Annotated in this window: 25 protein-coding genes, 1 tRNA gene and 1 riboswitch; of the genes, 16 read left to right on the top strand and 10 right to left on the bottom strand. The window is 56.4% G+C overall.

Translation table 11 applies throughout. From position 1 onward, the window contains the following. Positions 1-10: 10 nt before the first annotated feature. The 3 genes from ACR0BK_RS14100 to ACR0BK_RS14090 are packed head-to-tail and all read left to right on the top strand — an operon-like array spanning position 11 to position 3,793. Entirely contained in the window at positions 11-298 is a 288-nt protein-coding gene (locus ACR0BK_RS14100; protein ID WP_480474536.1) for a sarcosine oxidase subunit delta, read from the top strand. Continuing rightward, the gene (locus ACR0BK_RS14095) at positions 295-3,240 is read left to right on the top strand and encodes a sarcosine oxidase subunit alpha family protein (protein WP_480555107.1); all 2,946 of its coding nucleotides are present in this window, start codon (positions 295-297) and stop codon (positions 3,238-3,240) included. Before ACR0BK_RS14100 ends, ACR0BK_RS14095 begins: the two co-directional genes overlap by 4 nt. Further along, positions 3,233-3,793 carry a sarcosine oxidase subunit gamma gene (locus ACR0BK_RS14090; protein ID WP_480555106.1) on the top strand — a complete coding sequence of 187 codons (561 nt, stop codon included), beginning with the start codon at positions 3,233-3,235 and terminating at the stop codon, positions 3,791-3,793. Before ACR0BK_RS14095 ends, ACR0BK_RS14090 begins: the two co-directional genes overlap by 8 nt. An 8-nt stretch (positions 3,794-3,801) precedes the next feature. On the opposite strand, the gene ACR0BK_RS14085 is transcribed toward ACR0BK_RS14090, so the two are convergent. Beyond that, on the bottom strand, positions 3,802-4,806 hold the full coding sequence (locus ACR0BK_RS14085; protein ID WP_480555104.1) for a GlxA family transcriptional regulator: 1,005 nt from the start codon (positions 4,804-4,806) through the stop codon (positions 3,802-3,804). A 263-nt stretch (positions 4,807-5,069) separates the two neighbouring features. On the opposite strand from ACR0BK_RS14085, the gene ACR0BK_RS14080 reads away from it, so the two are divergent. From ACR0BK_RS14080 to ACR0BK_RS14060, 5 genes are all read left to right on the top strand, one after another. Beyond that, entirely contained in the window at positions 5,070-6,017 is a 948-nt protein-coding gene (locus tag ACR0BK_RS14080; protein ID WP_480555103.1) for an ABC transporter permease, read from the top strand. After that, entirely contained in the window at positions 6,014-6,829 is an 816-nt protein-coding gene (locus ACR0BK_RS14075) for an ABC transporter permease (protein WP_480555102.1), read from the top strand. The genes ACR0BK_RS14080 and ACR0BK_RS14075 overlap by 4 nt, the downstream gene beginning before the upstream one ends. Continuing rightward, positions 6,826-8,460, top strand: a complete 1,635-nt coding sequence (locus tag ACR0BK_RS14070; protein WP_480555101.1) for an ABC transporter ATP-binding protein — start codon at positions 6,826-6,828, stop codon at positions 8,458-8,460. Before ACR0BK_RS14075 ends, ACR0BK_RS14070 begins: the two co-directional genes overlap by 4 nt. Next, the gene (locus ACR0BK_RS14065; RefSeq protein WP_480555100.1) at positions 8,457-9,908 is read left to right on the top strand and encodes an aldehyde dehydrogenase family protein; all 1,452 of its coding nucleotides are present in this window, start codon (positions 8,457-8,459) and stop codon (positions 9,906-9,908) included. The genes ACR0BK_RS14070 and ACR0BK_RS14065 overlap by 4 nt, the downstream gene beginning before the upstream one ends. Before the next feature lie 670 nt (positions 9,909-10,578). Continuing rightward, positions 10,579-11,763, top strand: a complete 1,185-nt coding sequence (locus ACR0BK_RS14060) for a tyrosine-type recombinase/integrase (RefSeq protein WP_480555099.1) — start codon at positions 10,579-10,581, stop codon at positions 11,761-11,763. A 4-nt stretch (positions 11,764-11,767) separates the two neighbouring features. On the opposite strand, the gene ACR0BK_RS14055 is transcribed toward ACR0BK_RS14060, so the two are convergent. Further along, positions 11,768-12,445 carry a thermonuclease family protein gene (locus ACR0BK_RS14055; protein ID WP_480555098.1) on the bottom strand — a complete coding sequence of 226 codons (678 nt, stop codon included), beginning with the start codon at positions 12,443-12,445 and terminating at the stop codon, positions 11,768-11,770. A 287-nt stretch (positions 12,446-12,732) separates the two neighbouring features. Here ACR0BK_RS14055 and ACR0BK_RS14050 point away from each other — a divergent pair, with 287 nt between their 5' ends. From ACR0BK_RS14050 to ACR0BK_RS14030, 5 genes are all read left to right on the top strand, one after another. After that, positions 12,733-13,425, top strand: coding sequence for a hypothetical protein (locus tag ACR0BK_RS14050; protein ID WP_480555097.1), 693 nt, complete (start codon positions 12,733-12,735; stop codon positions 13,423-13,425). A 114-nt stretch (positions 13,426-13,539) separates the two neighbouring features. Next, a complete protein-coding gene (locus ACR0BK_RS14045; protein ID WP_480494946.1) occupies positions 13,540-13,764 on the top strand; it encodes a helix-turn-helix transcriptional regulator in 225 nt (74 codons plus the stop codon). 132 nt (positions 13,765-13,896) lie between these two features. Continuing rightward, entirely contained in the window at positions 13,897-14,121 is a 225-nt protein-coding gene (locus tag ACR0BK_RS14040; RefSeq protein WP_480555095.1) for a hypothetical protein, read from the top strand. Positions 14,122-14,303: 182 nt separating this feature from the next. After that, positions 14,304-15,455 carry a hypothetical protein gene (locus ACR0BK_RS14035; RefSeq protein ID WP_480555093.1) on the top strand — a complete coding sequence of 384 codons (1,152 nt, stop codon included), beginning with the start codon at positions 14,304-14,306 and terminating at the stop codon, positions 15,453-15,455. A 152-nt stretch (positions 15,456-15,607) separates the two neighbouring features. After that, the gene (locus ACR0BK_RS14030; RefSeq protein WP_480555092.1) at positions 15,608-18,070 is read left to right on the top strand and encodes a DUF4062 domain-containing protein; all 2,463 of its coding nucleotides are present in this window, start codon (positions 15,608-15,610) and stop codon (positions 18,068-18,070) included. A gap of 159 nt (positions 18,071-18,229) precedes the next feature. Here the strand turns inward: ACR0BK_RS14030 and ACR0BK_RS14025 are convergent. Beyond that, positions 18,230-18,305 (bottom strand) — tRNA-Lys (locus ACR0BK_RS14025). 220 nt (positions 18,306-18,525) lie between these two features. Between ACR0BK_RS14025 and dapF the strand changes: the two genes are divergently transcribed. Together dapF and mtaB are read left to right on the top strand one after the other, a co-directional pair. Next, positions 18,526-19,359, top strand: coding sequence for a diaminopimelate epimerase (gene dapF / locus ACR0BK_RS14020; protein WP_480555091.1), 834 nt, complete (start codon positions 18,526-18,528; stop codon positions 19,357-19,359). Next, positions 19,356-20,612, top strand: a complete 1,257-nt coding sequence (mtaB, locus tag ACR0BK_RS14015) for a tRNA (N(6)-L-threonylcarbamoyladenosine(37)-C(2))-methylthiotransferase MtaB (protein WP_480555090.1) — start codon at positions 19,356-19,358, stop codon at positions 20,610-20,612. The genes dapF and mtaB overlap by 4 nt, the downstream gene beginning before the upstream one ends. Here the strand turns inward: mtaB and ACR0BK_RS14010 are convergent. From ACR0BK_RS14010 to petA, 6 genes are all read right to left on the bottom strand, one after another. Next, positions 20,594-21,139: a helix-turn-helix transcriptional regulator gene (locus tag ACR0BK_RS14010; protein WP_480519670.1), complete on the bottom strand. Its 546-nt coding sequence runs from the start codon at positions 21,137-21,139 to the stop codon at positions 20,594-20,596. The genes mtaB and ACR0BK_RS14010 overlap by 19 nt on opposite strands. After that, on the bottom strand, positions 21,136-21,711 hold the full coding sequence (locus ACR0BK_RS14005; protein WP_480555088.1) for a cytochrome b/b6 domain-containing protein: 576 nt from the start codon (positions 21,709-21,711) through the stop codon (positions 21,136-21,138). The genes ACR0BK_RS14010 and ACR0BK_RS14005 overlap by 4 nt, the downstream gene beginning before the upstream one ends. A 5-nt stretch (positions 21,712-21,716) precedes the next feature. Next, on the bottom strand, positions 21,717-21,968 hold the full coding sequence (locus tag ACR0BK_RS14000) for a PepSY domain-containing protein (protein ID WP_480519674.1): 252 nt from the start codon (positions 21,966-21,968) through the stop codon (positions 21,717-21,719). 199 nt (positions 21,969-22,167) lie between these two features. Beyond that, positions 22,168-22,959: a cytochrome c1 gene (locus ACR0BK_RS13995; protein ID WP_480474560.1), complete on the bottom strand. Its 792-nt coding sequence runs from the start codon at positions 22,957-22,959 to the stop codon at positions 22,168-22,170. Between the two features lie 17 nt (positions 22,960-22,976). Beyond that, positions 22,977-24,308, bottom strand: coding sequence for a cytochrome b (gene petB, locus ACR0BK_RS13990; protein ID WP_209506969.1), 1,332 nt, complete (start codon positions 24,306-24,308; stop codon positions 22,977-22,979). Between the two features lie 15 nt (positions 24,309-24,323). After that, positions 24,324-24,908 carry a ubiquinol-cytochrome c reductase iron-sulfur subunit gene (gene petA / locus ACR0BK_RS13985; RefSeq protein ID WP_267363183.1) on the bottom strand — a complete coding sequence of 195 codons (585 nt, stop codon included), beginning with the start codon at positions 24,906-24,908 and terminating at the stop codon, positions 24,324-24,326. 460 nt (positions 24,909-25,368) lie between these two features. Between petA and ACR0BK_RS13980 the strand changes: the two genes are divergently transcribed. Then, entirely contained in the window at positions 25,369-25,815 is a 447-nt protein-coding gene (locus ACR0BK_RS13980; RefSeq protein ID WP_480474561.1) for a c-type cytochrome, read from the top strand. A 19-nt stretch (positions 25,816-25,834) separates the two neighbouring features. On the opposite strand, the gene ACR0BK_RS13975 is transcribed toward ACR0BK_RS13980, so the two are convergent. Next, entirely contained in the window at positions 25,835-26,446 is a 612-nt protein-coding gene (locus ACR0BK_RS13975) for an FMN-binding negative transcriptional regulator (RefSeq protein WP_480555087.1), read from the bottom strand. Between the two features lie 54 nt (positions 26,447-26,500). Then, a riboswitch (FMN riboswitch) is annotated at positions 26,501-26,648 on the top strand. Positions 26,649-26,764 lie beyond the last annotated feature (116 nt).

Here is a 26,764-nt window from a genome sequence, read left to right as displayed (position 1 = left end):
GAGCAGCACCATGATCATCCATCATCCCTTGCTGGGCCCGCGCGACAGTTCCGAATTCGTCTATCTGGGAGACGCTTCGTTGATCAACAGGCCCGATTGGCTGGCCGAAGACGCGGCCGAAGCGTTTTATGACTACGCCTATCTGCGCGACAATCCAGCCGGCGAACACCGCGAGTTGTGGTTCCACGAGGGGGGCGACCGATCTTGGCTGGTTGTTACTCGCAACACCGCGACACATGAGATTTCCAAAGTGGAACTGGCCCGTGACGTGGCCCGGGCACAGGGGCGTTCCAAATGACTCAAGACAATAGGCTGAGTGGCGGTCAGATCGACCGCACCAAAACCCTGAATTTCAAATTCGATAATCGCAGTTACCATGCACATCCGGGCGATACGCTGGCCTCGGCCCTTCTGGCCAATGGCGTGCGCCTGATGGGCCGGTCGTTCAAGTACCACCGCCCGCGTGGCGTGCTGACTGCCGGTTCGGAAGAACCCAACTCCATTGTCGAGCTGCGCACGGGCAGCCGTCAGGAACCCAACACTCGTGCCACGACCGTTGAGATGTTCGAGGGGCTTGAGGCCCATTCCCAAAACCGATGGCCCAGCCTGAGATTTGACGCTCTGGCAATCAACGACAGGTTTTCGACCTTTCTGACGGCGGGGTTCTACTACAAAACCTTCATGTGGCCTGCCGCGTTCTGGGAAAAGCTGTACGAGCCGATGATCCGTCGCGCCGCAGGTCTTGGGTCATTGTCGATGCAGGAAGACCCCGATGAGTATGACAAGGGGTTTCGACATTGCGATCTGCTGATTATCGGCGCGGGTCCAGCCGGGCTGATGGCGGCACTGACGGCGGGCCGGGCCGGTTCCGAGATCATTCTTGCGGATGAGGATTTCGCACTTGGCGGGCGGCTCAACAGCGAATCCTTTTCGCTGAACGACAGCGATGCGACCGATTGGGTTAAACAGAGTGTCGCTGAACTTTCTGCAATGCCAAACGTTCGCATGATGTCGCGCACGACCGTGATCGGTGCCTTTGATCACGGCATTTATGGCGCAGTTGAGCGGACGGGCGATCATCTTGCTTCTCTGCCTTCCGGTAAACCGCGGCAGATCCTCTGGCGCATCTACGCCAAACGCGCCTTGTTATGCGCTGGCGCGACCGAGCGGCCCATCGCGTTTGAAAACAACGACAGGCCCGGCATCATGCTGGCAAGTGCTCTGCGCACCTATGCCAATCGGTTTGCAACCACGGCGGCGCAACGTGTCGCCATCTTTACGAACAACGATGACGGCCACCGCACAGCTGCGGATCTGCACGCAAAAGGTATCAGGATTGCTGCCGTCGTCGACGTCCGTGACGACGCCCCGACCAGCCATGACTATGAAGTACTGCGCGGCGCGCAGGTCAGGGACACCAAAGGCCGACTGGGGCTGACCTTTGTCGAGGTTGAGCTGGCAGACGGGTCGTCGCGCACGCTGGACTGCGGAGCGCTTGGCGTTTCGGGTGGCTGGAACCCCAACGTGCATCTGACCTGCCACCAACGGGGGCGTCCCGCGTGGAACGACGATCTGGCGGCCTTTGTCCCCGGAGCGGACTTGCCGCCTGGGCTGTCCGTCGCGGGGGCGGCAAATGGTGTGATGTCCACCCATGGCGCCCTGCAATCCGGGGCAGAAGGCGCGGCGCAGGCGCTGGGCCTGAAAGGGCCGCTGCCCGATCTGCCTAAGGCCGAGGATACCCCGATCTCGCAGACACCGTTCTGGTATGTTCAGGGTTGCAGCCGCGCGTGGCTGGATCAGCAGAATGACGTGACCGTCAAGGACGTGAAGCTCAGCCATCAGGAAGGGTTCCGCTCGGTCGAGCATTTGAAACGCTATACCACGTTGGGCATGGCTACAGATCAGGGCAAGACATCGAACATGGGCGGGCTTGCGATCATGGCCGAGCTTGCGGGTAAGTCCATTCCGGAAACCGGCACCACGATCTTCCGCCCGCCCTATACGCCCGTTCCGATTGCAACCTTTGCTGGCCGGATGAAAGGCAAGGAGTTTCATCCAACCCGCCTGACCCCGTCACATTACTGGGCCAAGGAACGCGGCGCGGTGTTTGTCGAGGTCGGCAATTGGCTGCGCGCACAGTGGTTCCCGCTGCCCGGTGAAATCCATTGGCGCGAGTCCGTGGACCGTGAAGTGCGCCAGACCCGCGCCTCGGTCGGGGTGTGCGACTGCACGACGCTGGGAAAGATTGATGTTCAGGGTGCGGATGCGGCGGATTTCCTGAACAGGGTCTATTGCAACGGATTTGCCAAGCTGGCCGTCGGCAAAACCCGCTATGGGCTGATGTTGCGCGAAGACGGAATTGCGATGGATGACGGCACCGCCGCGCGTCTGGCCGAGGATCATTTCGTGGTCACCACCACAACAGCCAATGCGGTCAAGGTCTACCAGCATATGGAATTTCTCCGGCAATGCCTGTTCCCGGACATGGATGTGCAGCTGATCTCGACCACCGAAGCCTGGGCACAATACGCGGTAGCCGGACCCAATTCGCGCAAACTTCTACAAAAGATCGTGGATCCCGAGTTCGACATCTCGAATGAAGGCTTCCCGTTCATGGCTTGCGGCAACATCACCGTATGCGGCGGGTTGCGCGCGCGGTTGTTCCGCATTTCCTTCTCGGGCGAATTGGCCTTTGAAATCGCGGTGCCATCGCGATACGGCGACGCGCTGATGCGGCGTTTGATGCAGGAAGGCGAAGAGTTCGATGTCGTACCCTACGGCACCGAAGCGCTGGGCGTCATGCGGATCGAAAAGGGTCACGCCGCAGGCAACGAGTTGAACGGAACCACCACCGCCCTGAACCTTGGAATGGGTCGGATGGTATCCAAGAAGAAAGACAGCATCGGCTCAGTCCTGTCCGAGCGTGAAGGGCTGAACGAACCAGATGCTTTGATGATGGTTGGCATCAAGCCTGTGAACGCTGGCGACAAGGTAACCGCCGGAGGGCATCTGATGAATGCCACGGGTCCCGTGGATGCTGCCCATGATCAGGGCTATGTCACATCGGCAGCATTTTCGCCGTCGCTGGACAGCCATATCGGCCTTGGCTTTTTGAAAAACGGCATCACACGTCAGGGCGAAAAGATGCGCCTTGTGTCGCCAGTGACCGATCTGACGGTCGAGGTTGAAATCGTCTCGGCCCATTTCGTCGACCCCGAGGGAGAACGGCTCCGTGCATGATCTTGAAGCAATAACCGCGCTGGGTGAAACCGAACCCAAGATCGACAGGGTCGGAAGCGTGACCTGTACCGAAACTCCGGATGTGGCGCTGGCCTCGGTCGCCGCTCGGCTGGGTCGGGAAAACAAGACCCGAAACGTCGTATCCCAATTGATCGGAGTGGAAACGCCTGGCGTTGGTAAGTTTACCGGCGGGCCGATCGTAGCCTTCTGGACCGGGCCTGATCAATGGATGATAGAAGCGCCCTTTGAGACGCATGAAGATCTGGCGCATCTGGTGAAAGAAAGCACTGGGGATAACGCATCGGTTTCCGAACAGACAGACGCATGGGTCAGGTTTGATCTGGACGGAGAGGGCGTGTTGGCCGTGCTGGAATTGCTAAGCAGTCTGGATTGCCGAAAAATGGCGGTCGGTGCCGCATCCCGCACGTCAATCCATCACCTGGGATGTTTCGTCCTGTGCCGTGCTTCTGGTTCGTTCAGTGTCTACGGGCCAAGATCGTCTGCCGGGTCACTGCATCATGCGATTGTGGCCGCAATGAAATCGGCGCTTTGAAGGCAAGGTCAGCTTGAGGGCAGCGGGGCGTTGTCTTCGACCCGAAACCGGTTGATCCGTCGCCGGTCCTCGCTGGGGCTTAAACCAAAGGCGGACCGATAGTGTGTCACCAAAGGCGTGACCGAGCTGTATCCGATGGCCGCAGCGATGTCGGCAATAGGGTCCTTGGTATAGACAACCATCTGACGGGCCGCCTTCATCCGCATGGACCGGAAATAATGGCTGGGGCTTTGCCCCGTGGCCTGTTTGAAGGCGCGCTCGACCTGGCGGGAGGTGACGCCCGTTTGATCCGCTATGTCCGCGATCGAGATCGGATTGCCGATACGGCTTGCGAACAGGTCGACACATCGCGCCACAAGCGGCGGCAGCTTTTCACCCGTGGCAGGTTTGCTTGCACTGGGCACCTGTTGCTGAACACCCTCCCCTCGCATCATCGGATGTTGGAACCAGCAGGCCACCTCATGTGCGACTTCGCCGCCCAACCGGTCCTGAATCAGATGCAGGGCCAGATCAAACGCGGCCGCCGCCCCGGCCGCAGTATACCGCGTGGCATCCGACACGATCACTTCGCGCCGCGCATCGATCTGGGGAAACTCGGCCAGAAATGCAGCCTCGTAACACCAGTGCACCGATACCGGATGGCCGGTCATGACCCCCGAGCGCACGAGCGGGAAAACGCCGCCGCTGATACCGCCCAGAATTGTCCCGTGTCGTGACAAGGCCCGCAACGCACCATTCCCCTGGGTCGGGTTTCTGAAGTCCGAGGTCGGACTGCTGAGCAGGAACAGAATATCAATCGGCTGGCAGTCTGAGAGGTTGCGTTCAGCCTCAAAACGCACTTGAGCGCTGGAGCTGACCTTTCCCCCGTTTTCCGCAATAAGAGACCAGCGAAATGCCTCTTGCCCGGCGATCTCATTTGCGGCGCGCAGCGGTTCGATGACCGAGGTCAGGCAAGCCATCGGAAAGCCATCGAACAGCAGAAACCCGATCTCAATTCTATTTTCTGTCAGCATGAGCGCTACACTATCAGTAAATCCTGGTTCGGCCCGGATTGCTCCTTGGCCGCTCTGGCCTGCGGAAACGGTTCCAACAAGTGTAGCAAAACACGGAACGTGCGAAATCGAAAAAACACGCAACAAACATGGCGAAAATCGGGGTCAGGGGCCTCATTCGGATTGACAGGCTGAAAGGGACAAAGGTTTCGCAGGTCCATTTGTAGGTCTGGCGATGCCGTAGATGCTGGACCCGTGACGGCTGAGACCCTAACGTGGCCTCAATGCTTCGCTATACCCTTAAACGACTGATCTCATTGCTTGCCAGCCTTGCCGTCGCCTCGGTGGTTATCTTCGCCGTGATCGAGGTCGCACCGGGGGACCCGGCCTCGTTCATGCTGGGTGTCAACGCGCAGGAGGATACGTTGGCCGCGCTGCGGGCTGAACTGGGTCTGGATGGATCAAGGGTACAGCGGTATTTTAACTGGGTCGGGGGGATGGTGGCCGGGGATTTCGGCACCTCGTACACCTACCGCACACCGGTGTCGCAGATGATTGCGGACCGGCTGTGGGTATCGTTGCCTTTGGCGCTATATGCGCTCACGCTGTCCACACTGATCGCCTTTCCCGCCGGGATCTATGCCGCCGCGCGCCGGGGCAAGCCCGGGGATCTGGCGGTGATGGGGGCGACACAGCTTGGTATCGCGGTGCCGAATTTCTGGTTCGCGATGATGCTGGTGCTGATCTTCGCCATTAACCTGCGCTGGTTCAATGCCGGTGGGTTTGTTGGCTGGGGTGAGGGTCTTTGGGCAGGGCTGCGCTCGCTGACCTTGCCCGCCGTTGCGCTGGCCCTTCCTCAGGCCGCGATCCTGGCTCGCGTCATGCGATCCGCGCTGCTGGACATTCTGGGTGAGGATTTCATGCGCACCGCGCGGGCCAAGGGATTGTCACGTCGTCAGGCCCTGTGGCGGCACGGGGTGCGGAACGCGCTGATCCCGGTGCTGACGATCATCGGCTTGCAGTTTTCCTTCCTGCTGGCCGGGTCGATCATCATCGAACAGGTGTTTTACCTGCCCGGCCTCGGGCGGTTGGTGTTTCAGGCCATTTCGGCCCGCGATCTGATCGTGGTTGAATCGGTGGTGATGCTGCTGGTCTTTGCCGTCATTACCGTGAATTTTCTGGTGGATCTGGCCTACGCAGCCGTTGACCCACGGTTGAGGAGCAGGTCATGAGCCGCAACCTGATCCTTGGCGCCGCGCTGTCGTCGCTGGTGGTGCTGGCGGCGCTGATCTCGTTTGTCTGGACACCCTACGACTATGCCGCGCTGGATATCCGCAACAAGCTTCAGACGCCCGATGCACGGCACTGGTTCGGAACGGATCACTTCGGTCGGGACATGTTCTCGATGATCATGGTCGGAGCGCGCACTTCGATTGCGGTGGCTCTGGTGGCCGTGGGGATTGGCATGGCGCTGGGCGTACCCCTTGGCCTGACAGCCGCCGCACGCAAAGGGTCGTGGTTGGATGAGGTGATCATGCGTGGCAACGATCTGGTCTTTGCCTTTCCCTCGCTGGTCATCGCCATCCTGATCACGGCTGTGTTCGGTGCCGGTGCCATCAACGCGATCATTGCGATCGGTATTTTCAACATCCCCGTCTTTGCCCGCATCACCCGAGGGGCCGCATTGTCGCTGTGGGAGCGCGAGTTCATCCTTGCCGCCCGTGTGTCGGGCAAAGGTGCCGCACGGATATCAGCCGAACACATCCTGCCCAATGTCGCCAACTTGCTGATCGTTCAGGGCACCATCCAATTTTCGCTGGGCATACTGGCCGAGGCGGGCCTGTCCTATGTCGGTCTGGGCGCGCAACCTCCGACGCCCAGTTGGGGCCGGATGCTGGCGGACGCCCAGACTATGGTCAGTTTTGCCCCGCATTTGGCTCTGATTCCGGGCTTGGCGATTATTGTCACGGTATTGGGTTTGAACCTGCTGGGTGATGGTCTGCGCGACTGGCTGGACCCAAGGATCAGGGTGGCGCGGGCATGACGTTGCTGCAAGTCGAAAACCTGTCCCTGTCGATCCACGGGGTGCCGATCCTGAAACAGGTCAACTTGTCCATCGACCCGGGCCAGATCGTGGCGGTGACAGGTGAAAGCGGCTCGGGCAAATCCATGACAGCACTGGCTGTGATGCAGCTTCTGCCAAACGGGGCAACGGCAGACGGCGTAATCCGACTGGATGGCACTGACCTGCTTTCCGAATCCGAGGCCGAGATGTGCGCCTTGCGTGGCGCGTCCATCGGAATGGTGTTTCAGGAACCGATGACGGCGCTCAACCCGGTGAAAACCATCGGCGACCAGGTGATGGAGACCATCCTGATCCACAAGGCGATGCCTCCTGCTCAGGCCCGGACCCGCGCTGCCGAGGTGCTCACGCGGGTTGGACTGCCGCCCGACAGGTTTCCTCTGTCGCGCTATCCGCATGAGCTGTCGGGCGGGCAGCGTCAGCGTGTCGTCATCGCAATGGCCATCGCATTGCGTCCCAGGCTTTTGATCGCGGATGAGCCGACCACGGCGCTGGATGTCACCACGCAGGCGCAGATCCTTGATCTGCTGAAAGGGCTGGTTCGCGAATATGATATGGGCCTGCTGATGATCACCCATGATCTGGCTGTGGTCTCGGACATGGCCGATCAGATTGTCGTCATGCGTCACGGCGAGGTCGTCGAAAGTGGCGCGACGCGAAACCTGTTTCGAGATATGCAGCACCCTTATACCCGTATGTTGTTCGAAGCTTCGGGTCATCAGGTCACCCTGCCTGAACCTACACAGCAACGCCCGCTTCTGGAGGTTTCGCAGGTCGTCCGGGATTACCGCCTTCCCCGCAAAGGTCTGCTGGATGCGCCGCGCCACCACCGCGCGGTGGATGGTGTCAGCTTTACCCTCAACCGAGGGGAGCGTTTAGGGCTGGTGGGCGAGTCAGGTTGCGGAAAATCGACCCTAACACGGGCTATATTAGGGTTGGAAGAGATCCAATCCGGTCAGATTATGCTGGATGGTCAGCCGGTTTTCACCGGCCACAGGCCCAACCTTGCGGTACGTCGCAAGATGCAGGTCGTGTTTCAGGACCCCTATGGCAGCTTCAATCCCCGCCACCGTGTCGCGCGCCTGATCACTGAACCTTTTCACCTGTTGGAAACGCCACCAAAGGGTTCCGAACGCCAGGACCGGATCACAGAGATGCTGACGGCAGTGGGCCTCGGCCCTGATGATGCGGGCAAGTACATTCACGAGTTTTCGGGCGGGCAACGCCAGCGGATCGCCATTGCCCGCGCCCTGATCATTCGGCCGGAACTGATCCTCTTCGATGAGGCGGTTTCAGCCCTCGACGTATCGGTGCGCGCCCAAATCCTCGATCTGCTTGCCGAACTCTGCGAGGCTTATGATCTGACTTACCTGTTCATCAGCCACGATCTGAGCGTGGTGCGCACCATCACCGATCATGTTCTGGTGATGCAGTCTGGACGAATTGTCGAACAAGGCACGACCGAACAGGTATTCTCGAACCCGCAGCATTCCTACACGCAAACCCTGATTGCCGCCGCGCCCCAACTGCCTGAAATCGGGAAGCTATCGGCAAAAAACCACTTATTAGAGCCTGAACGGAGGCCAAAATGACCCAACCACTCTGGTTTGATCCCACCCTGTGCCTGATTGGCGGAAACTGGATACCTGCGACATCAGGCGACTCATTGCCTTTGACCAACCCGTCAGACGGGACCGAGATATGCAGGATTGCACGCGGCTCGGGTGTGGATATTGACGCGGCGGTCGCCGCCGCCAGATCTGCGCTAAAGGGCGACTGGGGGCGCAAGACGGCCTTGGAGCGCGGCCGCATCCTGACCCGGCTGGGTCAGCTGGTGCTGGAACGGGTGGACGATCTGGCGCGGCTTGAGGCGATGGATGTGGGCAAGCCCCTGACGCAGGCCCGCGCCGATGCCATCGCGCTGGCGCGCTATTGTGAATTCTACGGCGGTGCTGCGGATAAGGTGATGGGTGAGACCATTCCCTATCTCGATGGCTACACCGTCTATACCCTGCGCGAACCCCATGGGGTGACGGGCCACATCGTGCCGTGGAACTATCCGATGCAGATCATCGGGCGTTCGGTCGGGGCCGCGCTGGCCATGGGCAACGCCTGTGTTCTGAAACCTGCGGAAGAGGCCTGTCTGACCGCGCTGGCCTTTGCCCATCTCGCGCAGCAAGCGGGTCTGCCAGCAGGTGCGCTGAATGTTGTGCCCGGTCTGGGGGCCGAGGCCGGTGCCGCATTATCCGGGCATCCGGGGGTCAACCATATCTCGTTTACTGGTTCAGTGGCCACGGGTGCATTGGTGCAGCAGGCCGCAGGGCGAAACGTTGTGCCTGTGACACTGGAACTGGGCGGAAAATCCCCGCAGCTGGTGTTTGACGATGCCGATCTGGATGCCGCCCTGCCGTTTCTGGTGAATGCGGGCGTTCAGAACGCAGGACAGACCTGCTCGGCCTCCTCCCGCATTCTGGTACAGCGCGGTGTCTATGATCAGGTCAAATCCCGCATGGCCGAGGCCTATGAACAGCTCAGCGTTGGACCCGCGATGCAGGATCTTCGCGTTGGACCGCTGATTTCCGAGCGGCAAAAGCAGATCGTAAACAGTTTTCTGGACAAAGGCGCCGATCTGACCATTGCGGCAGAAGGGACGATCATAATGGATGCGCCGGAAACCGGGGCTTATGTCCGGCCCACCTTGTTTGCGGACGTGCCACCGGATCACCCGCTCGCCCGCGATGAAATCTTCGGCCCGGTCCAGGTTCTGATCCCCTTTGACACCGAGGAACAGGCTCTAATCATTGCCAACAGCACAGACTACGGCCTTGTCGCCAGCGTCTGGACACGCGACGGTGCGCGGCAGATGCGGTTGGCGAAAGGGCTGCACGCGGGTCAAGTCTTCCTCAACAACTATGGGGCAGGTGGCGGCGTTGAACTGCCTTTTGGCGGCGTGGGCAAATCCGGCCACGGCCGCGAGAAAGGCTTTGAGGCGCTTTATGGCTTTTCACAACTCAAGACAGTGGCCGCCTATCACGGGTAACAAGCGCCCGACCTGTCAGATCATCGTTTCTTTGGCGCATGCGCGCCCCAGATTTGTTGATGAATTCGCAAGGTGTGGAACCGCTGAAGGTGGCGAGACTACGCGTAAGTTTGTAACCCGCGGTGAAATCACCAAAGCGCGGGTGACTCAGCACGAGGACAGCAATTTTGAGAAACGGTTTCGCACGGTCTGAAGGCATAGGAGATGAATCCGTAAACGGAACTCCTACCAACGAGGTACCCCCACCCCCAACACTGGATGGATCTGGTTCGCTCTGAGCATTCCAAGGAGGATTGCGCAGCCCCAACCGACACCGGAGAAAGCGGTAAGCAAAGTGATACTGGCCCGTCGCATCGGTGTCGCCCGTGATTAGTTCGAAAAACCGGACGTACTTATCCGCAAAGCAATGGCATGCGCATCGCAATATATTTGTTTGTTAAAAAGTGGTGAGCCGTGCAGGATTCGAACCTGCGACCCACTGATTAAAAGAACGGCCAGAGCCATTTCGCTGTATTTCTCCAAATTTCGCCACACTGACAAAAATGCAGCAAAAACAGTATTTTAAGTTGACCATCGTTGCGCCCTGAATTCATGACTTACTCCAGAATTCGCCGCCAATTGCTTCCGTATAGCTTCCGGAAGCAGGCCGGAAGCAAGGAGTGTTCTGGATATGTTCAAGTTGACCAAGCGTGCAGTAGAGGGGCTTTCCGTCGAGGCAAAGGAATACCTTGTCTGGGACCGGGGCATGCGCGGCTTTGGACTGCGGGTTTATCCAAGCGGCAAGAAAACCTATCTGGTTCAGTATCGGGCCGGACGCCGGACGCGGCGGATCACCATCGGACAGCACGGCGTTCTGACAGCCGAGGAAGCACGAACACAAGCCAAGCAGCTTCTGGGCGACGTTGCGCGAGGATCGGACCCATCCGCCGAAAAACAGGCCAAGCGGCGCGCACCAACTGTGGCGGGGCTCTGTGATCGGTTCCTAGAGGAGTATGTCGATCAGCACTGCAAGCCGACCACAGCCCGCGACTATCACAGCGTGATCCGTCGGTTCATCCGTCCCAAGCTAGGCCCTATCCCGATTGCCGAGGTGACCCGTGCCGATGTAGTGGCCTTTCATCACGGGCTGCGCGAAACACCCTATCAGGCCAACCGGGCGGCAGCGATGTTGTCGAAACTGTTCAATCTGGCTGAGGATTGGGGATTGCGGCAACCGGGATCGAACCCCGCGCGCCGGATCAAGAAATTCCGTGAGGAAGAAAAGAAACGCTATTTGTCGGACGCGGAACAGATACGGCTTGGCGAAGTGCTGGCAGAGGCACTGGAAGAAGGCTCAGAGACTGTATACGTGGTTTCGGCTCTTCTGCTGCTGATTTACACCGGATGCCGCCTCAGCGAGATTCTGACGCTGCGTTGGGACTATGTAACTTCACACCATCTGGAATTGCCGGACAGTAAAACCGGACGGCGACGCATTCCTCTGCCGAGGGAAGCTTATGACATCCTAATGGAACTACCCCGGCAGTCGGGAAATCCCTATGTAATATTAGGTGAGTCAGACATCGGGCCGCTCAACAACCTACAAAAGCCTTGGCGGCGTATACGTAAGACTGCGGGCTTGGAAGATGTCCGTATACACGACTTGCGGCACACTTATGCGTCTGTCGCCATGAAAGACGGGATCGACCCATTCACCCTAAAGGAGATAATGGGACACAAGAACCTGACCACGACTCTCCGCTATGCGCATCTGGCGGACGACGCGGTGCAAAGGGCGGCGGGATCCGTGGCGGCTCGTCTGGCGCGGGCTGTGCGCAAGGACGTTCGCGCAGCTCCACTAAGGATAGTCAATTGAATAATCACCAGCGGCGACACACACCCTCACGGATCATCTCTTCGCCAAGGTCCCGTCCATTCGAAAGCGTACATTCACCGATCATCCGGTCATAGCTTCGCCGACCGGACAAAGCGCAACGTAACTGTTCTCCTGAAACCAATTGGGCCATACGGCGTTTGGCCTTTTCCCCTGACGCTGTCCCGAGTTCATCACAATCAAGTTTGGAAAATCGGACCGGAGTACCAGACACCTCAATCGTGTCTCCGTCTCTCACATGGGTAACCCTGCCTTCAATAACTCTGGCTCCGGAATATGTGCCGTTAGATTTGTTGGCAGTTCTACTCGGTCCCGATCCGATGTGGGGCAGCCTGTTTACAATGACGGAATTTGCGGACGCGTCGTCACGAAGAGACAGCAGACCGTTTTTTTCGAGCACAACATACGCATTCGCCGCCACGCCAACCGCTATCAACCAAACTAGTGGGTGCACTTTCGGCAATCTTAATTTGCTCAAGCCGCGACGGCGGGGGCTTCCGAACATGATGATGTTGCGGGCGTCCCGTATCTGTCGTTTCCGCTGAATTATTCGACCTGCAAATATTCCCAACGCCGCGAAGGAAAAAAGCGCAAGAAGCGCGACTAGTCCAAGTGCGACCTTTTCCTCAGGCGACAGCAAAAAATTCGTGTCCAGAAAGTTCAATCAAACTTCTCCTTAAGTACCATTCTGATCTTTGTTGCTTATTTTCTTCGCCAAAATTGAGGCGGCGCTTGCTCCAACTACGGGAGTTACCCGTCTAACATGCCACCCGCGAGTACAGCTACGCCGCACAAACTGTACTTGATTAAGTGATAAAAAGGCGCTGTTCCCTACATACTTATATACATAGGAAAATAGTCCTGCCTATGTATATACAGTCAGCATTCCCAAGTGACATTTCTACGTATACGAAACGCTTTGAGCGGATGGCTATATACGGAGCGGAGATTGTGCAGCAAGACATAAAGTGCGGTCTGACTTTGCGGGAAGAAGTTAACGACAATCTATCCAGTGAGTTGGTAGAAAGGCTGCGAAACCTGATAGGCCCACTTAGGGATGAAGAAATTTTTCGAGACCGGCTTGTTAACATCCTGACGCGATATCGCCGGTATCTTGCAGTAGCCAAGACGGTGATGCGCAAAGAACGACGAAAACAGTTTTCGACACTTCTTAGCAAAGCGCAGGGCTTTCTAATCGCAGTGGACGCATTGCATCCAGAGGTCAGGCAATCTTTGGAAACCGTTTTAGACGCGCAAACTCTGGACGAAAGATGGGAAGGTTTCGATGTTTTCGATCTCGAGCAGCCGATACCGAGCCACGATGATAGCTTAGATCAAATGCAATCATTGACCCGTAACATTATTGAAGCTTGCCATTTTGAGCTGAATTTGCTGGACGAAAGCAAGAGCGACAAAAGAGGTAGCCGCAAACCATCACTTGACCAGCTGTTGATTGATTTGGTCGAACTTTTCGAAGCCGAAACTGAACAACCAGCAGTCTCGAACTGCTATCGAGACGAAACCTCAGGGGACGGGTACAACGGTAAGTTCTTTAATATGACCAAGACTCTCTTGGATGAGATCGATCCGGGTAGCTACGATACATCGGCGGCGCTAGGCATTCGTATTTTGAGATTAATTTGAAAGGCTTCTCTGGACCCAACACTAAGGGTTAAAAATAAGTCCTTAGTGTTGTTACACATTGATCCGAAAACGCTGCATCTTGTTTTCAACACATTTCGGAACAGTGAGGCGAAGATGCAGACACAAACTAACCCAGATTACCTTGACCAGCTAATCGACGAAAAAGTGGCAGCGGATTACCTGTGCTATTCCGTGCGTGCACTGCAAAACTGGCGTGTGCGCGGCGGCGGACCGTTTTTCATAAAAGTGTCTGGTCGCTCTATTCGCTACACGCGTCGTGACCTGCAGAAATGGATTGCTGACAAACGGGTCGCCAATACGAGCGCAGCACCTTCCTAACACACGATTTTGCCCGTTCAGAGTTGGCAGCGCTGAGCGGGATTTTGGGGCCGGATGGCTCTCAGGGGCGCGGGGTGACGCCACCCCGCGCCCTATCTGTACCTGCCAAACGGTTCAAACAAGGAGTTCACCATGACACAGCAACCAGCCTTCAAATTCAAAATCGGGCTCATTACCGCGACGATCTGGGACAATGACGGGTTCTTTTCCGTCGATATCTCGCGGTCCTACAAGAACGGGGAAGGTGACTGGCGCACTACTACCGCCTACTCTCACAATGACCTTCTGAACGTCGCCAAATGCGCGGAACGTGCGGAGAATTGGATTTCACGCAAGCAGGCAGCAGCCAGCCAATGATATCCGCCGGGCGTCCAGCCCGGCCCCAAAACAATAGCTGCCCCGCCGGAGGCACTATCGAAGGGCGCTTTAGCGCCCGCCCCTTTTCCAAACCTCAACCAAATCGCGCGGCGTTCGCCGAAAGAGGGGGGTGATTGTAGCACCCCCCTCTGGAAATACCAGAACCCAAGGAGAGCCCAAAAATGCAAGTTGTTCATCGCGGATTTGACACTATCGCACTTTCGATTCAGGCGAATATCTCTCAGGAGCTGTTCGACCTGCTAAACGCCGAACGAGAAAGGGCCGAAGAAGAGCGGCACCCTGTTCCTTTCAGCTATGGCGGTGCAGACTTTGACTTGTTACCCCATGGCGGCAACGGGTATCGCTTTATCCTCAAAGGTGGGCCTCTGGATGTGCATTGGTCGTTTAAGAAACCAAATGCCCGCGACCCGTGGGGCATTCGGGTCTCGGTAGGTTCAACGCTTCTTGCTACACAAGGGCTTGGATATGCACGATCCTACATCGACAAGACCCTAACAAGGCTTGGAATCCGATTTGAATCGCATCAAGTCAGTATCAGTCGCGCTGATTTCTGTGTTGATATCCTCGCACCGGAATTCGAACTGGTTCCAGAAAACTTCGTGATTCACAGCCACACGAACCGCGCAGACTATCTCACTACTCAAGATGACATGCGCAGCAACGGTCAATCTGGTCGGTTCACATCTGTCACGGTCGGTAAAATGCCGGGACGGCAGGTCATCATCTATGACAAGCGTCGTGAAGTGATTGATAAGAAAAAGCCGATCTGGTGGGATATCTGGAACACCAACCTAGAGCGGGAAGGATTACGCCCATTGGACCCTTCTGATGCGTCTCGGAGCCGCGTGTGGCGCGTTGAGATACGGGCTGGGAAGGATTTGCTAAAGGACCGCTGGCAGATCAGAACTTGGCCCCAGTTCGACGCGATGTTCGGGGATGTCATCGCTGAAGCGGTTCAAAAGATACGCTACTGCAAACCTGATCCTGATGACAGCAACCGCGCTCGTTGGTCGAACCATGAAATCTGGGGCTTGGTTACGAAATCGTCAGATGACGACTTGTTGGAAATGCGCAGTCACGTCGACGCGACCAAAATCAAACATGTGCATCGTGATGAACATCGGCGAATGATCTTGGCACAGGCGGCGGGACTTGGGATCACTCTGGCTGCGTTGGAAGACACTCAGGAAAGCGAGTTGAGTGATTTTATGGATAGTATTGGAGGCAGGCTTGCAGAGAACATAAAGGCTGATCCTGAGCGCGCCGCAACCAAGCTGCTTGAAGCTAAGAACCGCTATCGGTTTATTGCGTAGTGCTCTCGCCATGAATTGCCAATGGACGCCAAAGCGCACAGTTTGCGCCCTGCAGGCCACGTCCTCCCAGAACTTCGATGCTTTCACAATTTGTGCTGGTTGCCATAAGTTCAAACACTTAAGTTTGCCGAAAATTTAAGAAGAGGTCTCTTTTGTCCGATACGTTAAAGATCATTCGAATTTTCATTGGATCACCCGGTGGATTAGACGCCGAGCGCGCGGCTGCGCACGAAGTGGTAAGAAGCGTAAATGACAGCCACTCCGAGCGGTGGGGTTGTCACTTGAAGTTGCTGGGCTGGGAAAGTGCTATCCCCGGCTTCGTGCGTCCTCAAAGCAAGATCAACGAAGACTTAGACAGATGTGACTACTTCATAGGTGTTCTTTGGGACAGGTGGGGCTCAAGGCCATCTAACGAATCCGACGGCTTTACATCCGGTTTTGAAGAAGAATTCGTCCGCGCAACCAATCGGATAGAGCGTGGTCAAATGACTGATATGGCCATTTACTTCAAACAAGTGGAAGTTCCACATGGAATGGAGCCGGGCGAAGAAATCAAGAAAGTCCTCACATTCAGACAGAAGTGCATTGATGAGAAGAGAGTTTTCTTCAAGGGATTTTCTGACGTACATGATTTCAAAGACGTTGTGCGCGCAAAACTCGAGGAGATTGGGTGGCGCGAAACTGAAATTGCTCGGCAGATTAATCGGAGAAAAGACCAATCCGAAAAAAACCCGGAGCGTCAGGAAAGGGCGGAGGAGCCGCCTTCCACTGACGAATGGTTAGTTGAAGATGGAGCCCGTGAGTTTCTATCTGACATACTACAGAGGACGTCAGATTGGGAAGCAACTACACCCCATGAGATCGCACGAATTCGTCTCATTGCCTCATCGTTAACCCGATCCGGCAACGATGACGCATATCTTGGAAACCACGATGCCAACAAAGTTTTCCAGAACATGCGGGACAAGAGTCTTTCCTCACAGGAAGTGAAAGCTCTTATCGACTGTGGCGTTGTTGGCTTTCACCACCAGAACGTTCCTTTGTGGCGCTGGATAGCGAGAGAAGAAATCGAAGGCAAACTATTCGCCCGCACCAATGTCTTGGCCGTTTTCGGGAATGACCAAGAAAAGCCAAATGCAATAAGGGTGCTCAAAGTTGCCGGACAACCGATCCCCATAATTGATGATTTTTTCAACAAAAAGGAAGTATTGGAACTCTGGCTATCAGATGAAAGCGACGGCCAAGTTTTCGATGCAGCGGTATCGTTTTTGACGTCCCAAGCCACTAGTGACGACATTCCACTGCTCGAAGGCATAGCTGCAGATTGCTCTAGTCATCGTCGCGATAAAGTCGAGGCGGCAATAATTGGCATTATGTCGCGAAGTAGCGTGAATTCGGCCTTAGAGCGGCTAGTAGCGAGAAACGTTGATGCAATTGAAGAAACCGTGGTCAATGAGTTGTTCGAAAGCCCTCAATCACTATCCACGGATACAATAGCGCTCAGTCTCTCGGCCAAACCAGATATCGTACGGCTGAAAGCCGCTCAGATTCTGTTTGAACGAGAAGAGATCGCGCAGGACGTCGCGGAAACTTTATTGACCGATAGCAATTTTGAGATCCGTTTGATTGCCGCTGAGACCTTGCAGAAATGTGGCTTAGAACTTGATGATGAAGTTGCCAAAAAGGCGTTGACTCTTGTGAAGAAACCCTCGGGTTTTGGTTTCAGTTTCTTTCAGCGAACAGAAACCGACGCAACTCAATACGAGCGATACCTTTCGAACCGACTGGGTGAACTGAGTTTTGGAGATCTTAGAAAGAAGATATCCGAAGCTGGCGTTTTCGATCACAGAGAAATTGCTGCGCTTTACTCTAAATTTGCCGCCAAAACGCAGAATGAAATTAGAGAAAACCTCAGAGATGGATTTAAGGCTCATTTTGAAACGGCAATGAATAGGGGCGTGGAAGCCGGACACTTAGATCCAGACACAGTTGAACGGGTCCGGAAGCTGGAGGATTTTCAAAGAAAACAGCTTTGCAACCATGCCTTGAACGCCCTTTGTGGTTTAGGAAAAGCTCAAGACCTTGATCTCGTCCGTACAACACTAGACAAAAACGAAATTGAAGCCACCGAAAGCATACTCAACTTCTTGGCGCGTAACGGAAATTGGTCTGACATTGAGCGCATCGGAAAACTTGGTGACTATCCCAGCGGTAGAGGTGGCCTCCTCAGTATTAGCATCACTAAGCTTCCGACACAGAAAGCACGAGCCATCTTGACGATAGGCAAGAAGCGTATCGCCGACGTCTTAGAGCTCGATCTCGAAAACTCAATAAAGAGATCAATAGTGAAACAACTTCCGAAGAGTACTATCGCGGCATTAACAGATGAAGTCTTGATGAGAGAAATGAATCGTGAGGATGACGACTACCGTATAATCTTCGCCTTAAAGGCCGTTCAGTCGCTTTCAAAATCGCGGGTAAAATCTCTTTTAGATGCATATGTCGATAGCAACTCTCACCGTTTCTACAACAGTGTGCATTGGCTTGATCTAGGTGTGTCGTTGCCGCAGCCATTAGTGAAAAGGATCGCTCAAAGAGTTCTTTTCTCACATTGAGGCAAAGATGCCCGGTGACCTTAGACAATTGGACAAGCTGTGGCGCGTCAGCAACAATGATTTCATGTCACTACGCTTCCGTATTGCTTCCGGCAAGCCGCGCACCACGAAGCGCCCCTTACATAAGTCCGTGCAAGCATTTGTTTTTCTTTAAAAAAGTGGTGAGCCGTGCAGGATTCGAACCTGCGACCCACTGATTAAAAGTCAGTTGCTCTACCAACTGAGCTAACGGCCCACTCTTTTGTTGGATCTTCTCGATCCGTGGCGCTCTTTACGGCAATTTCCCAACCGGGTTCAAGCCCTTATTTTGCGCCTCGTTTCGCTGAAACAATCTGTGTTTCCAGCGACCCGATAGGCGGCCTAATTAGGCAGGTAGCGCAGGGGGGTCAACCCCTTTTTTCACGATTCTACGCGACAGGGTGGATTCATGTTCCGACCGACGTTATATCGCCGCCATGCAACAGAAACGCGATATCAGTTTGCCATTTGTTAAGATGCACGGGTTGGGCAATGACTTCGTCATTATTGATGCGCGTGCGCGGGATGCTCTGATTACCCCGGCACTGGCCCGAGGAATCGGACATCGGCATTTTGGTGTGGGATTCGATCAGCTGGCCGTAATCGAAAACGGTGCGGCTGACGCGCATCTGGTGTTCTACAATTCGGATGGATCAACTTCGGCGGCGTGTGGCAACGCCACAAGATGCATCGCGCGAATGTTGATGGATGAGACGGGCAAAACCCAACTGACGCTGACAACCGAACGTGGAACGCTTGTTGCGCAGGACGCAGGTGATGGGCTGACCTCGGTCAATATGGGTCTTCCTCAGTTGGAATGGCACGAAATTCCGTTGGCTGAAGAGATGGACACGTTGGAACTGCCAATCGAGGGTGCCCCGACAGCGACAGGTATGGGCAATCCGCACTGCACGTTCTTTGTTGAAAACGCCGCGGCGATTCCGCTGGCCGAGTTCGGCGCCCGCTATGAACACCATCCTTTGTATCCCGAGCGCACCAATGTGCAGGTGGCTCAGGTCGTGGGTCCGGATCACATCCGCATGCGGGTGTGGGAACGTGGCGTGGGCATAACCCTGGCATCAGGGTCGTCATCCTGTGCAACCGCGGTGGCTGCGGCGCGGCGTGGGCTGACAGGGCGAAAGGTGCAGATTGATCTTGATGGCGGAACCCTTTGGGTTGACTGGCGCGAGGATGGCGTCTGGATGACCGGGCCAACCTGCCACGTCTTCTCGGGCACGTTGTCGCCCGAGTTTCTAGGGACACTGGGATGAACCCGCCCAAATTCGCTACATTGGGTTGCCGCCTGAACGCCTATGAAACCGAGGCGATGAAAGAGCTGTCGCAACAAGCCGGACTGACGGATGCCGTGGTGATAAACACCTGTGCCGTCACGGCTGAGGCTGTGCGCAAGGCACGGCAGGAGATCCGGAAACTTCGACGTGAAAATCCGAACGCCCGGCTGATTGTTACCGGGTGCGCTGCCCAGACAGAACCCGACACCTTCGCGCAGATGGCCGAGGTCGATGCGGTGATCGGCAACACGGAAAAGATGCGGCCAGAAACCTGGAAAGGCATGGCCGCCGACTTTATCGGCGAGACCGAGGCCGTTCAGGTCGATGACATCATGTCTGTCACCGAAACGGCCGGGCACCTGATCGACGGGTTCGGCACACGCTCACGCGCCTATGTGCAGGTCCAGAACGGGTGTGACCATCGCTGCACCTTCTGCATCATTCCCTATGGCCGGGGCAATTCGCGCAGCGTGCCTGCCGGTGTTGTGGTGGATCAGATCAAGCGGCTGGTGGATCGGGGCTATCATGAGGTGGTGCTAACCGGCGTTGACCTGACCTCATGGGGGACCGATCTGCCTGCGCAGCCGAAACTGGGCGATCTGGTGATGCGTATTCTAAAACTGGTGCCGGACTTGGCTCGCCTGAGGATCAGTTCGATCGACTCGATCGAAGTGGACGAGAATCTGATGCAGGCCATAGCAACCGAACCACGCCTGATGCCGCATCTACACCTGTCGCTTCAGCATGGCGACGATCTGATCCTGAAGCGCATGAAACGTCGCCACCTGCGCGACGATGCCATTCGATTTACCGAAGAGGCCCGGAAACTGCGCCCCGACATGACCTTTGGTGCCGACATCATCGCAGGTTTCCCGACCGAGACCGAAGCGCAGTTCGAGAACTCGCTGAAACTGGTTACCGATTGCGAACTGACCTGGCTGCATGTCTTCCCATATTCGAAACGCGAAGGCACTCCAGCAGCCCGCATCCCGCAGCAGGTGAACGGGAATCTAATCAAGGATCGCGCCGCCCGCCTGCGTGCGGCTGGGGACGTTCAGGTCAGGAAACACCTGTCAGAACAGATCGGCAAAACCCATCGGATCCTGATGGAGAACCCGCATATGGGGCGGACCGAACAATTCACCGAAGTTACGTTCAATACACCTCAGCCCGAAGGTCAGATCGTAACCGCCCGAGCCATCGGGGCGAATGATCACAGTTTGGTTGTCTGAAGGTCTGCAGCCTCACCATCTGCGGCAAACAATTCTTCCATGAATACGCTTATCAGTTGCGCACGCCCATCAACCCCGGCTTTGGCATAGATCGAGGCGGTCTGCGCGCGCACGGTTCCTACGGCCCGCCCCCGGATGCGCGCGATGTTTTCGTTATCCAGCCCTTTCAGAACCAAAAGACCCACGTCTCGCTCGGCAGCGGTGAGCCCCCAACGGTCGAAAAACGTGTTGATGACCACGCTCATTTCACCCTGCGCGGCCTGTAGGCCAAGCTTGGTCTGTTCCACCCTTGCCAGCAGGCGTCGAAGTTCAATCATGAAAAAAACAATTCCGGCAAGCAGAACAAATGCGACAAAAGCCTCAAGACTTACATGAGAAGGTCCCTCGCCTTCCTTCAAATCCAGGGCGACGTCGCCAAGGTAAAACACCACGCAAAGTACCTGAACAACGATCATTATCGACATAAGTACAGCCCGGTGAGCGTCTGCATCGCCGGGCCGCCAATAGCTTCTGATCCATTTGATCATTTGATTGACCAGTCCTCAGGTATATTCTTCCGCCCTGTTATCATAGCCTTTGCCAAAGCGACACCTGTTCGCCACTGATCGATGACAACCCCGGCAACATGCAGCAGAACAGATAGCATCAGCCAGTTGAAGGCCAGTTCGTGCAGGTCTTCGACCCATTCGACGCCAAAGAATCGAACTGTTCCCATCATGATTCCTGTCACACACAAAGCCAGCAGCGTCGCCCAGAGGTTATAGACCATAAGGGCCCCCAGAGGGTTGTGTGAAAGGTGCACGCTTTGATCACCCCGCCCCATGTCCCGCAGGTGATTAAGGGCCGCACGGGGGCTGAAAGGAAAGGCGGTGAACCTGGCAAAAGCCGGACCCGTTAACCCCCAAAGCAACCGCAACAAGACCAAAGCCAGGACAACATAGCCCACATACTCGTGGAACGCGCCCTCGGGATTGGAAATCGCCCCATTGATCAGAACGCACAGGGCTACGATCCAGTGAACCAGCCGGACCAGTGGATCCCAAACCTGAACTTCGTGGGCGCCTTTGCGCCCACGATGCATCAATTCTGTTTCAGACATTCCGGTTACTGGTCCTCAATCTTGACGACTTTGCCGCTTGCGGGGTCGACATAAACCTCGGCCAATTGACCATCCTTGACGACATAGGCTTCGATCTTGCCATCTTCCGTCTCGATTTTGCGGACATCGAATCCCATGCCCGTCAGCGTTTGCCGAATTTCGGCCTCGGATTTTCCAAGTTCCGCATTGGGTGCAAGATCCAGCGCCAATACCGGCGTTGCAAATAGAATTGAGGCAAAAAGAATAGGAAGTTTCATTGTCGTGACTCCGTGTTTCAGACAAACGGCAATTGATCAGCCGTTGTGGCTGATGTGCGCCTGTGAAGCTGTCCAATCCATTGACCCGGCGCTTATTTCGACCAAATAAGCGCGCGCTGATGGCGGCTTGGCAAAAGAAAACCCCCGCAACCTGACGGCGCGGGGGCTGATTTAGTAAAATCCGGTAGGATGGATCGGATCAATCTTCCTTGCGGAGTTTGCCCTTGTGCGGCGCCCATAGACGCTTGTTGACCAGGTACAGCAGCACCGACAGAACGGTCAGGAAGATCACACCGACAAAGCCTGCGTTCTTGCGATCTGTCAGCTTTGGCTCGGCTGCCCACATCAGGAATGCGGCAACGTCCTCGGCCATATGCTCGACCGTGTTCGAGTGCCCGTCTGCGAACTCGACCTGCTCGTCAGCCAGCGGAGGCGCCATGGAAATCCAGCCGCCGGGGAAGGCAGTGTTTTCATAGAGCACCGCACCCGCCTCTTCTTTTTCGTGGCCGGTGTAGCCATGCAGCAAAGACGCGATGTATTCCGGTCCACCCATGCCTTTGACCAGCTGGTTGATGCCCAGGCCATAAGGCCCATGGAATCCGGCACGGGCCTTGGCCATCAGGCTCAGGTCAGGTGCGCCAACACCGGTATTGGCCGGGAAGTGGTCGGTGGGGATCGCCGGACGGAAATCGTCCAGCTCGGGGTCGAAGACTTCGAAGTTGCCAGCCGCGTATGCGATGACTTCTTCTTCCGAGTAACCCAGCGCTTTCAGATCGCGCAGCGGCACATATTGCAGACCGTGGCAAGCCGCGCAGACCTCGGTATAGATCTGCAGGCCACGTTGCAGCTGATGCTGGTCCCAGGTGCCGAACGGGCCTTCGAACGAAAAGGCGAAATCTTCGATATGCTGCTCACCACCACCTGCTGCAATGGATGCAGCAGGGGTCAGGGCCAGAGCAAACGCGGCGCCGATTGCAAGTTTCTTGAACATGTTTCCGGTCCCTCTTCTTACTCGGCCGGCGTGGCGTCGGCGTCAGCCTTGCCATAATGCGCGTTGAAGTCTTCTTCGATGGTCTCGGGCTGGGCCAGAGGTTTTTCGATCACGCCGAGGATCGGCAGGATCACGAAGAAATAGGCGAACCAGTAGGCCGATGCGATCAGCGAGAAGGTCGCATAGGGTTCTTCCGCAGGCATCGCACCCAGCCACATCAGGGCAAAGAAGTCGATGATCAGCAGGTAGAACCACCATTTCAACATCGGACGGTACTTGCCGGAACGCACGCTTGATGTGTCCAGCCATGGTGCCAGCGCCATGGCCAGGATCGCGCCAAACATCGCCAGAACACCAAAGAACTTGGCGTCAACGATGCCACCGGTGATGAAGCTCGCGAACTGTACAACCCAGACCTCACCGGTAAAGGCACGCAGGATCGCGTAGAACGGCAGGAAGTACCATTCAGGCACGATGTGAGCAGGCGTAACCAGCGGGTTGGCTTCGATATAGTTGTCCGGGTGACCCAGATAGTTCGGCATGAAACCGACAACAGCCCAGAACACGACCAGGATCACGGCCAGCGCGAACAGGTCCTTGATCACGAAATACGGCCAGAACGGCAGCGTGTCTTTCTTCGCCTCGTCTTTCGAGCCGCGACGCACTTCAACACCTGTGGGGTTGTTGTTGCCGGTAGTGTGGAACGCCCAGATGTGCACCACGACCAGAGCCGCGATGATGAACGGCAGCAAATAGTGCAGCGAGAAGAAGCGGTTCAGCGTGGCGTTGTCCACCGCAGGTCCGCCCAGCAGCCAGGTCTGGATGGCATCGCCCACAAACGGAATGGCGCCAAACAGGCCGGTGATCACAGTCGCACCCCAGAAAGACATCTGACCCCATGGCAGAACATAGCCCATAAAGGCCGTGCCCATCATCATCAGGTAGATCAGCATACCGACGATCCACGTGATCTCGCGCGGGGCTTTGTATGAGCCATAGAACAAGCCGCGGAAGATGTGGATGTAGACCGCAACAAAGAACAGCGATGCGCCGTTCATGTGCAGGTAACGGATGAAGTAACCGCCATTTACGTTACGCATGATGTGTTCGATGCTGGCAAACGCCAGATCAACATGCGGCGTATAGTGCATCACCAGAATGATACCGGTGACAATTTGCAGCGCCAGGCAGAACGCCAGAACGATGCCCCAGATCCACCACCAGTTCAGGTTCTTGGGGGTTGGGATCATGAGGGTGTCATACAGCAGGCCAACAATAGGCAGGCGGCTGTTCAGCCATTTCTCGCCGTTTGTCTTCGGCTCGTAATGATCGTGGGGAATTCCGGACATAAGTTTGGGTCTCCCTTAGCCGAGTTTGATTGTGCCGTTGTCCACCCACTCTGCGGGCGGAATGGGCAAGTTCTCAGGCGCGGGGCCTTTGCGGATACGACCGGCAAGGTCGTAGTGTGAACCGTGGCAGGGGCAGAACCAGCCACCAAAGTCGCCTGCATCACCCAGAGGCACACAACCGAGGTGGGTACAAACACCCATCTGGACGACCCATGCACCCGGCGCTTCGCCTTCCGGCGACGGCATCACCCGGTTTGCGTCGGTCGCAGGGGCATCGGCGCTCAGGTTAAAGTTGCGGGCCAGCGGATCGGGCAGCGCATCAACACCTTCGGCGTCCTGTTTCTGAGCTTCCTGGATCTCTGCACCGGTGCGGTGACGGACAAAGACGGGTTTTCCCAACCATTTGACGGTCAGCTGCGTACCCGGCTCAACACCGCTCACATCCACACGGATCGAGGACAGCGCCTGAACGTCTGCCGATGGGTTCATTTGGTTGATCAGGGGCCATACGGCTGCACCCGTTGCAACGACACCTGCGCCGCCAGCGACGTAGTACAGGAAATCTCTGCGGGTGCCTTCGTGGTCTTCTGCGTGGGACACGAGGTTATCTCCGATTGTCTGGCGCCCGCGGACGGGCAAATAGCTCGCGCACCGCACGAATGCGGTGTCTTAACCGCGCTTACTATCGGGGAGAATAGTGTTCGTCCAGCGTTCATAAACGCGCAATACGCCGCATGTGTCGTTTCCAGCAGCTGCGGACGGTGTTTTTTGGTGAATCTCGCGTGCGACTTTGTTGGCAACTTCGATTCATGCGCCATTGATTCGCTTACCCACCCTGTCTTCCGTCACCTGGATCAGGTATCTGGAGCCTGTCTCGTGGACCGCTGATTTGCGCCCCAAAGTACATAATCAAGACTTCGAAACGGGGATTGTTTTCAGCAAAAACATACTCGCTAAATAGATGATTTAAATTATAAATTGCACGCGCCCCACCTGTTGCACTTTCCGCGCGAATAAAGGACAGCGCAAAAGGCGTGCGAACTCCCGCAAGGAGACCCCAATGTCAAAGATCGTTCTGGCCGCTGCCTTGTGCACAATGGCCCTTCCCACTCAGACCCTTGCCGCGGGCGATCCCGCAAAAGGTGAGGCGATATATAACCGTTGTTCTTCGTGTCATGCGATCATCAAGGATGGTGAAGTTCTGGTCAAGGGTGGAATCACCGGCCCGAATCTGTACGGCGTCATCGGCCGCGTGGCCGGGTCCGAAAACGATTATCGCTATGGAAGCGAGCGCCTGCCGATTGGTATGTTCACGGACGACATGATCCGTGCCGGCGAGGAAGGTCTGGTCTGGACCGAGGAAAACATCGTTGCCTATGCGCAGGATCCTATCGGCTTCATCAAGGAATTTCTGGATGACGAAACTGCCCGTCCGAACATGAGCGTCAAACTCAAGAGCGGTGCGGACGATATTGCCGCCTATCTGGCGACTTTCAGCCCCCAGTAAACCCGGCGCCCGGTGCTGGCTACGCCTTGTGCATCAAGGCGGCCAGCCGGGCGATTTCACTGCCAAAGCCAGTGGATACCTGATCAGCAGCAGCATTTCGCGCACCCTCGGGTTTGTTCTGACCAAGCTTCCAGGTGCCCTGAATATCTTCAACACGCATGCGGCACGGTACGATCATGCGCATCATCTTGTTCAGCGCGTCAGAGGACATTTTTCCCGTGACCCATGGGGCCTTGGGCAGCAGCCGCTTTTCGTAGAACGCCGATTGGCGGTCAAGCACGTCACGTAACTCGTCCTGCGGGCGCAGCTCAAGTTTTCCGATCAGGTGCACGGCGACATAATTCCAAGTCGGAACCTGATCTTCGACACCGTACCAATCCGGCGAAATATAAGCATCCGGCCCCTGCACCGCGATCTTCGCGTGCTGCGGCTCGCGCAGCGCTCGTACAATAGGGTTCGAGCGCACAAGATGCAGGTCAGCCAGTGAACCGTCTTCGGACAGCAGAAACGGGACGTGGCTTAATAGCGGGGCCTCTTCGGCAGAGAGTGCCAGAACGCCGAACGCCCGGTCGCGGGCGAATTCAACATGCCGGGCTCGATCCTCGGCGCGAAAAGCGGGGTTAGGGTGCATGAATGTCCTCCTGTCAATTCTCTTGCAGCGTCGGACAGTTCTTGGCAAGGTCCGCCTCGTTCTCAGGGCGGGGCGGAATTCCCCACCGGCGGTATGCAGGCCACGGCCCGCAAGCCCGCGAGCGGCCCCGGCTTTCGGGGTGTCAGCAGATCTGGTGAGATACCAGAGCCGACGGTTACAGTCCGGATGAAAGAGAACGTGCAAGCCGCGCCGGTGAACCGGCGCGCCTGCTCGTGATCGCCTTGGGTGACGTGTCATGCCGGGCTGGCAGCGAAATGGGATCTGGTTCTCGCGACTGCCGGCAGGCCACCAAACTGA

The organism is Ruegeria sp. AF1 (assembly GCF_056542125.1).
Note: the sequence above shows the minus strand (reverse complement) of the source record. Positions and strands in the feature narration are given on the sequence as shown.

What these genes read in the sequence shown, in the direction of transcription:
- ACR0BK_RS13995 (WP_480474560.1), bottom strand. Translation starts at nt 22,959, where the DNA reads ATGTTCAAGAAACTTGCAATCGGCGCCGCGTTTGCTCTGGCCCTGACC.
- ACR0BK_RS14000 (WP_480519674.1), bottom strand. Translation starts at nt 21,968, where the DNA reads ATGAAACTTCCTATTCTTTTTGCCTCAATTCTATTTGCAACGCCGGTA.
- ACR0BK_RS14005 (WP_480555088.1), bottom strand. Translation starts at nt 21,711, where the DNA reads ATGTCTGAAACAGAATTGATGCATCGTGGGCGCAAAGGCGCCCACGAA.
- ACR0BK_RS14045 (WP_480494946.1), top strand. Translation starts at nt 13,540, where the DNA reads ATGCAGACACAAACTAACCCAGATTACCTTGACCAGCTAATCGACGAA.
- ACR0BK_RS13980 (WP_480474561.1), top strand. Translation starts at nt 25,369, where the DNA reads ATGTCAAAGATCGTTCTGGCCGCTGCCTTGTGCACAATGGCCCTTCCC.
- mtaB (WP_480555090.1), top strand. Translation starts at nt 19,356, where the DNA reads ATGAACCCGCCCAAATTCGCTACATTGGGTTGCCGCCTGAACGCCTAT.
- dapF (WP_480555091.1), top strand. Translation starts at nt 18,526, where the DNA reads ATGCAACAGAAACGCGATATCAGTTTGCCATTTGTTAAGATGCACGGG.
- ACR0BK_RS14035 (WP_480555093.1), top strand. Translation starts at nt 14,304, where the DNA reads ATGCAAGTTGTTCATCGCGGATTTGACACTATCGCACTTTCGATTCAG.
- ACR0BK_RS14085 (WP_480555104.1), bottom strand. Translation starts at nt 4,806, where the DNA reads ATGCTGACAGAAAATAGAATTGAGATCGGGTTTCTGCTGTTCGATGGC.
- ACR0BK_RS14010 (WP_480519670.1), bottom strand. Translation starts at nt 21,139, where the DNA reads ATGATCAAATGGATCAGAAGCTATTGGCGGCCCGGCGATGCAGACGCT.
- ACR0BK_RS14040 (WP_480555095.1), top strand. Translation starts at nt 13,897, where the DNA reads ATGACACAGCAACCAGCCTTCAAATTCAAAATCGGGCTCATTACCGCG.
- ACR0BK_RS14095 (WP_480555107.1), top strand. Translation starts at nt 295, where the DNA reads ATGACTCAAGACAATAGGCTGAGTGGCGGTCAGATCGACCGCACCAAA.
- ACR0BK_RS14100 (WP_480474536.1), top strand. Translation starts at nt 11, where the DNA reads ATGATCATCCATCATCCCTTGCTGGGCCCGCGCGACAGTTCCGAATTC.
- ACR0BK_RS13975 (WP_480555087.1), bottom strand. Translation starts at nt 26,446, where the DNA reads ATGCACCCTAACCCCGCTTTTCGCGCCGAGGATCGAGCCCGGCATGTT.
- ACR0BK_RS14070 (WP_480555101.1), top strand. Translation starts at nt 6,826, where the DNA reads ATGACGTTGCTGCAAGTCGAAAACCTGTCCCTGTCGATCCACGGGGTG.
- ACR0BK_RS14075 (WP_480555102.1), top strand. Translation starts at nt 6,014, where the DNA reads ATGAGCCGCAACCTGATCCTTGGCGCCGCGCTGTCGTCGCTGGTGGTG.
- ACR0BK_RS14060 (WP_480555099.1), top strand. Translation starts at nt 10,579, where the DNA reads ATGTTCAAGTTGACCAAGCGTGCAGTAGAGGGGCTTTCCGTCGAGGCA.
- ACR0BK_RS14080 (WP_480555103.1), top strand. Translation starts at nt 5,070, where the DNA reads ATGCTTCGCTATACCCTTAAACGACTGATCTCATTGCTTGCCAGCCTT.
- petB (WP_209506969.1), bottom strand. Translation starts at nt 24,308, where the DNA reads ATGTCCGGAATTCCCCACGATCATTACGAGCCGAAGACAAACGGCGAG.
- ACR0BK_RS14065 (WP_480555100.1), top strand. Translation starts at nt 8,457, where the DNA reads ATGACCCAACCACTCTGGTTTGATCCCACCCTGTGCCTGATTGGCGGA.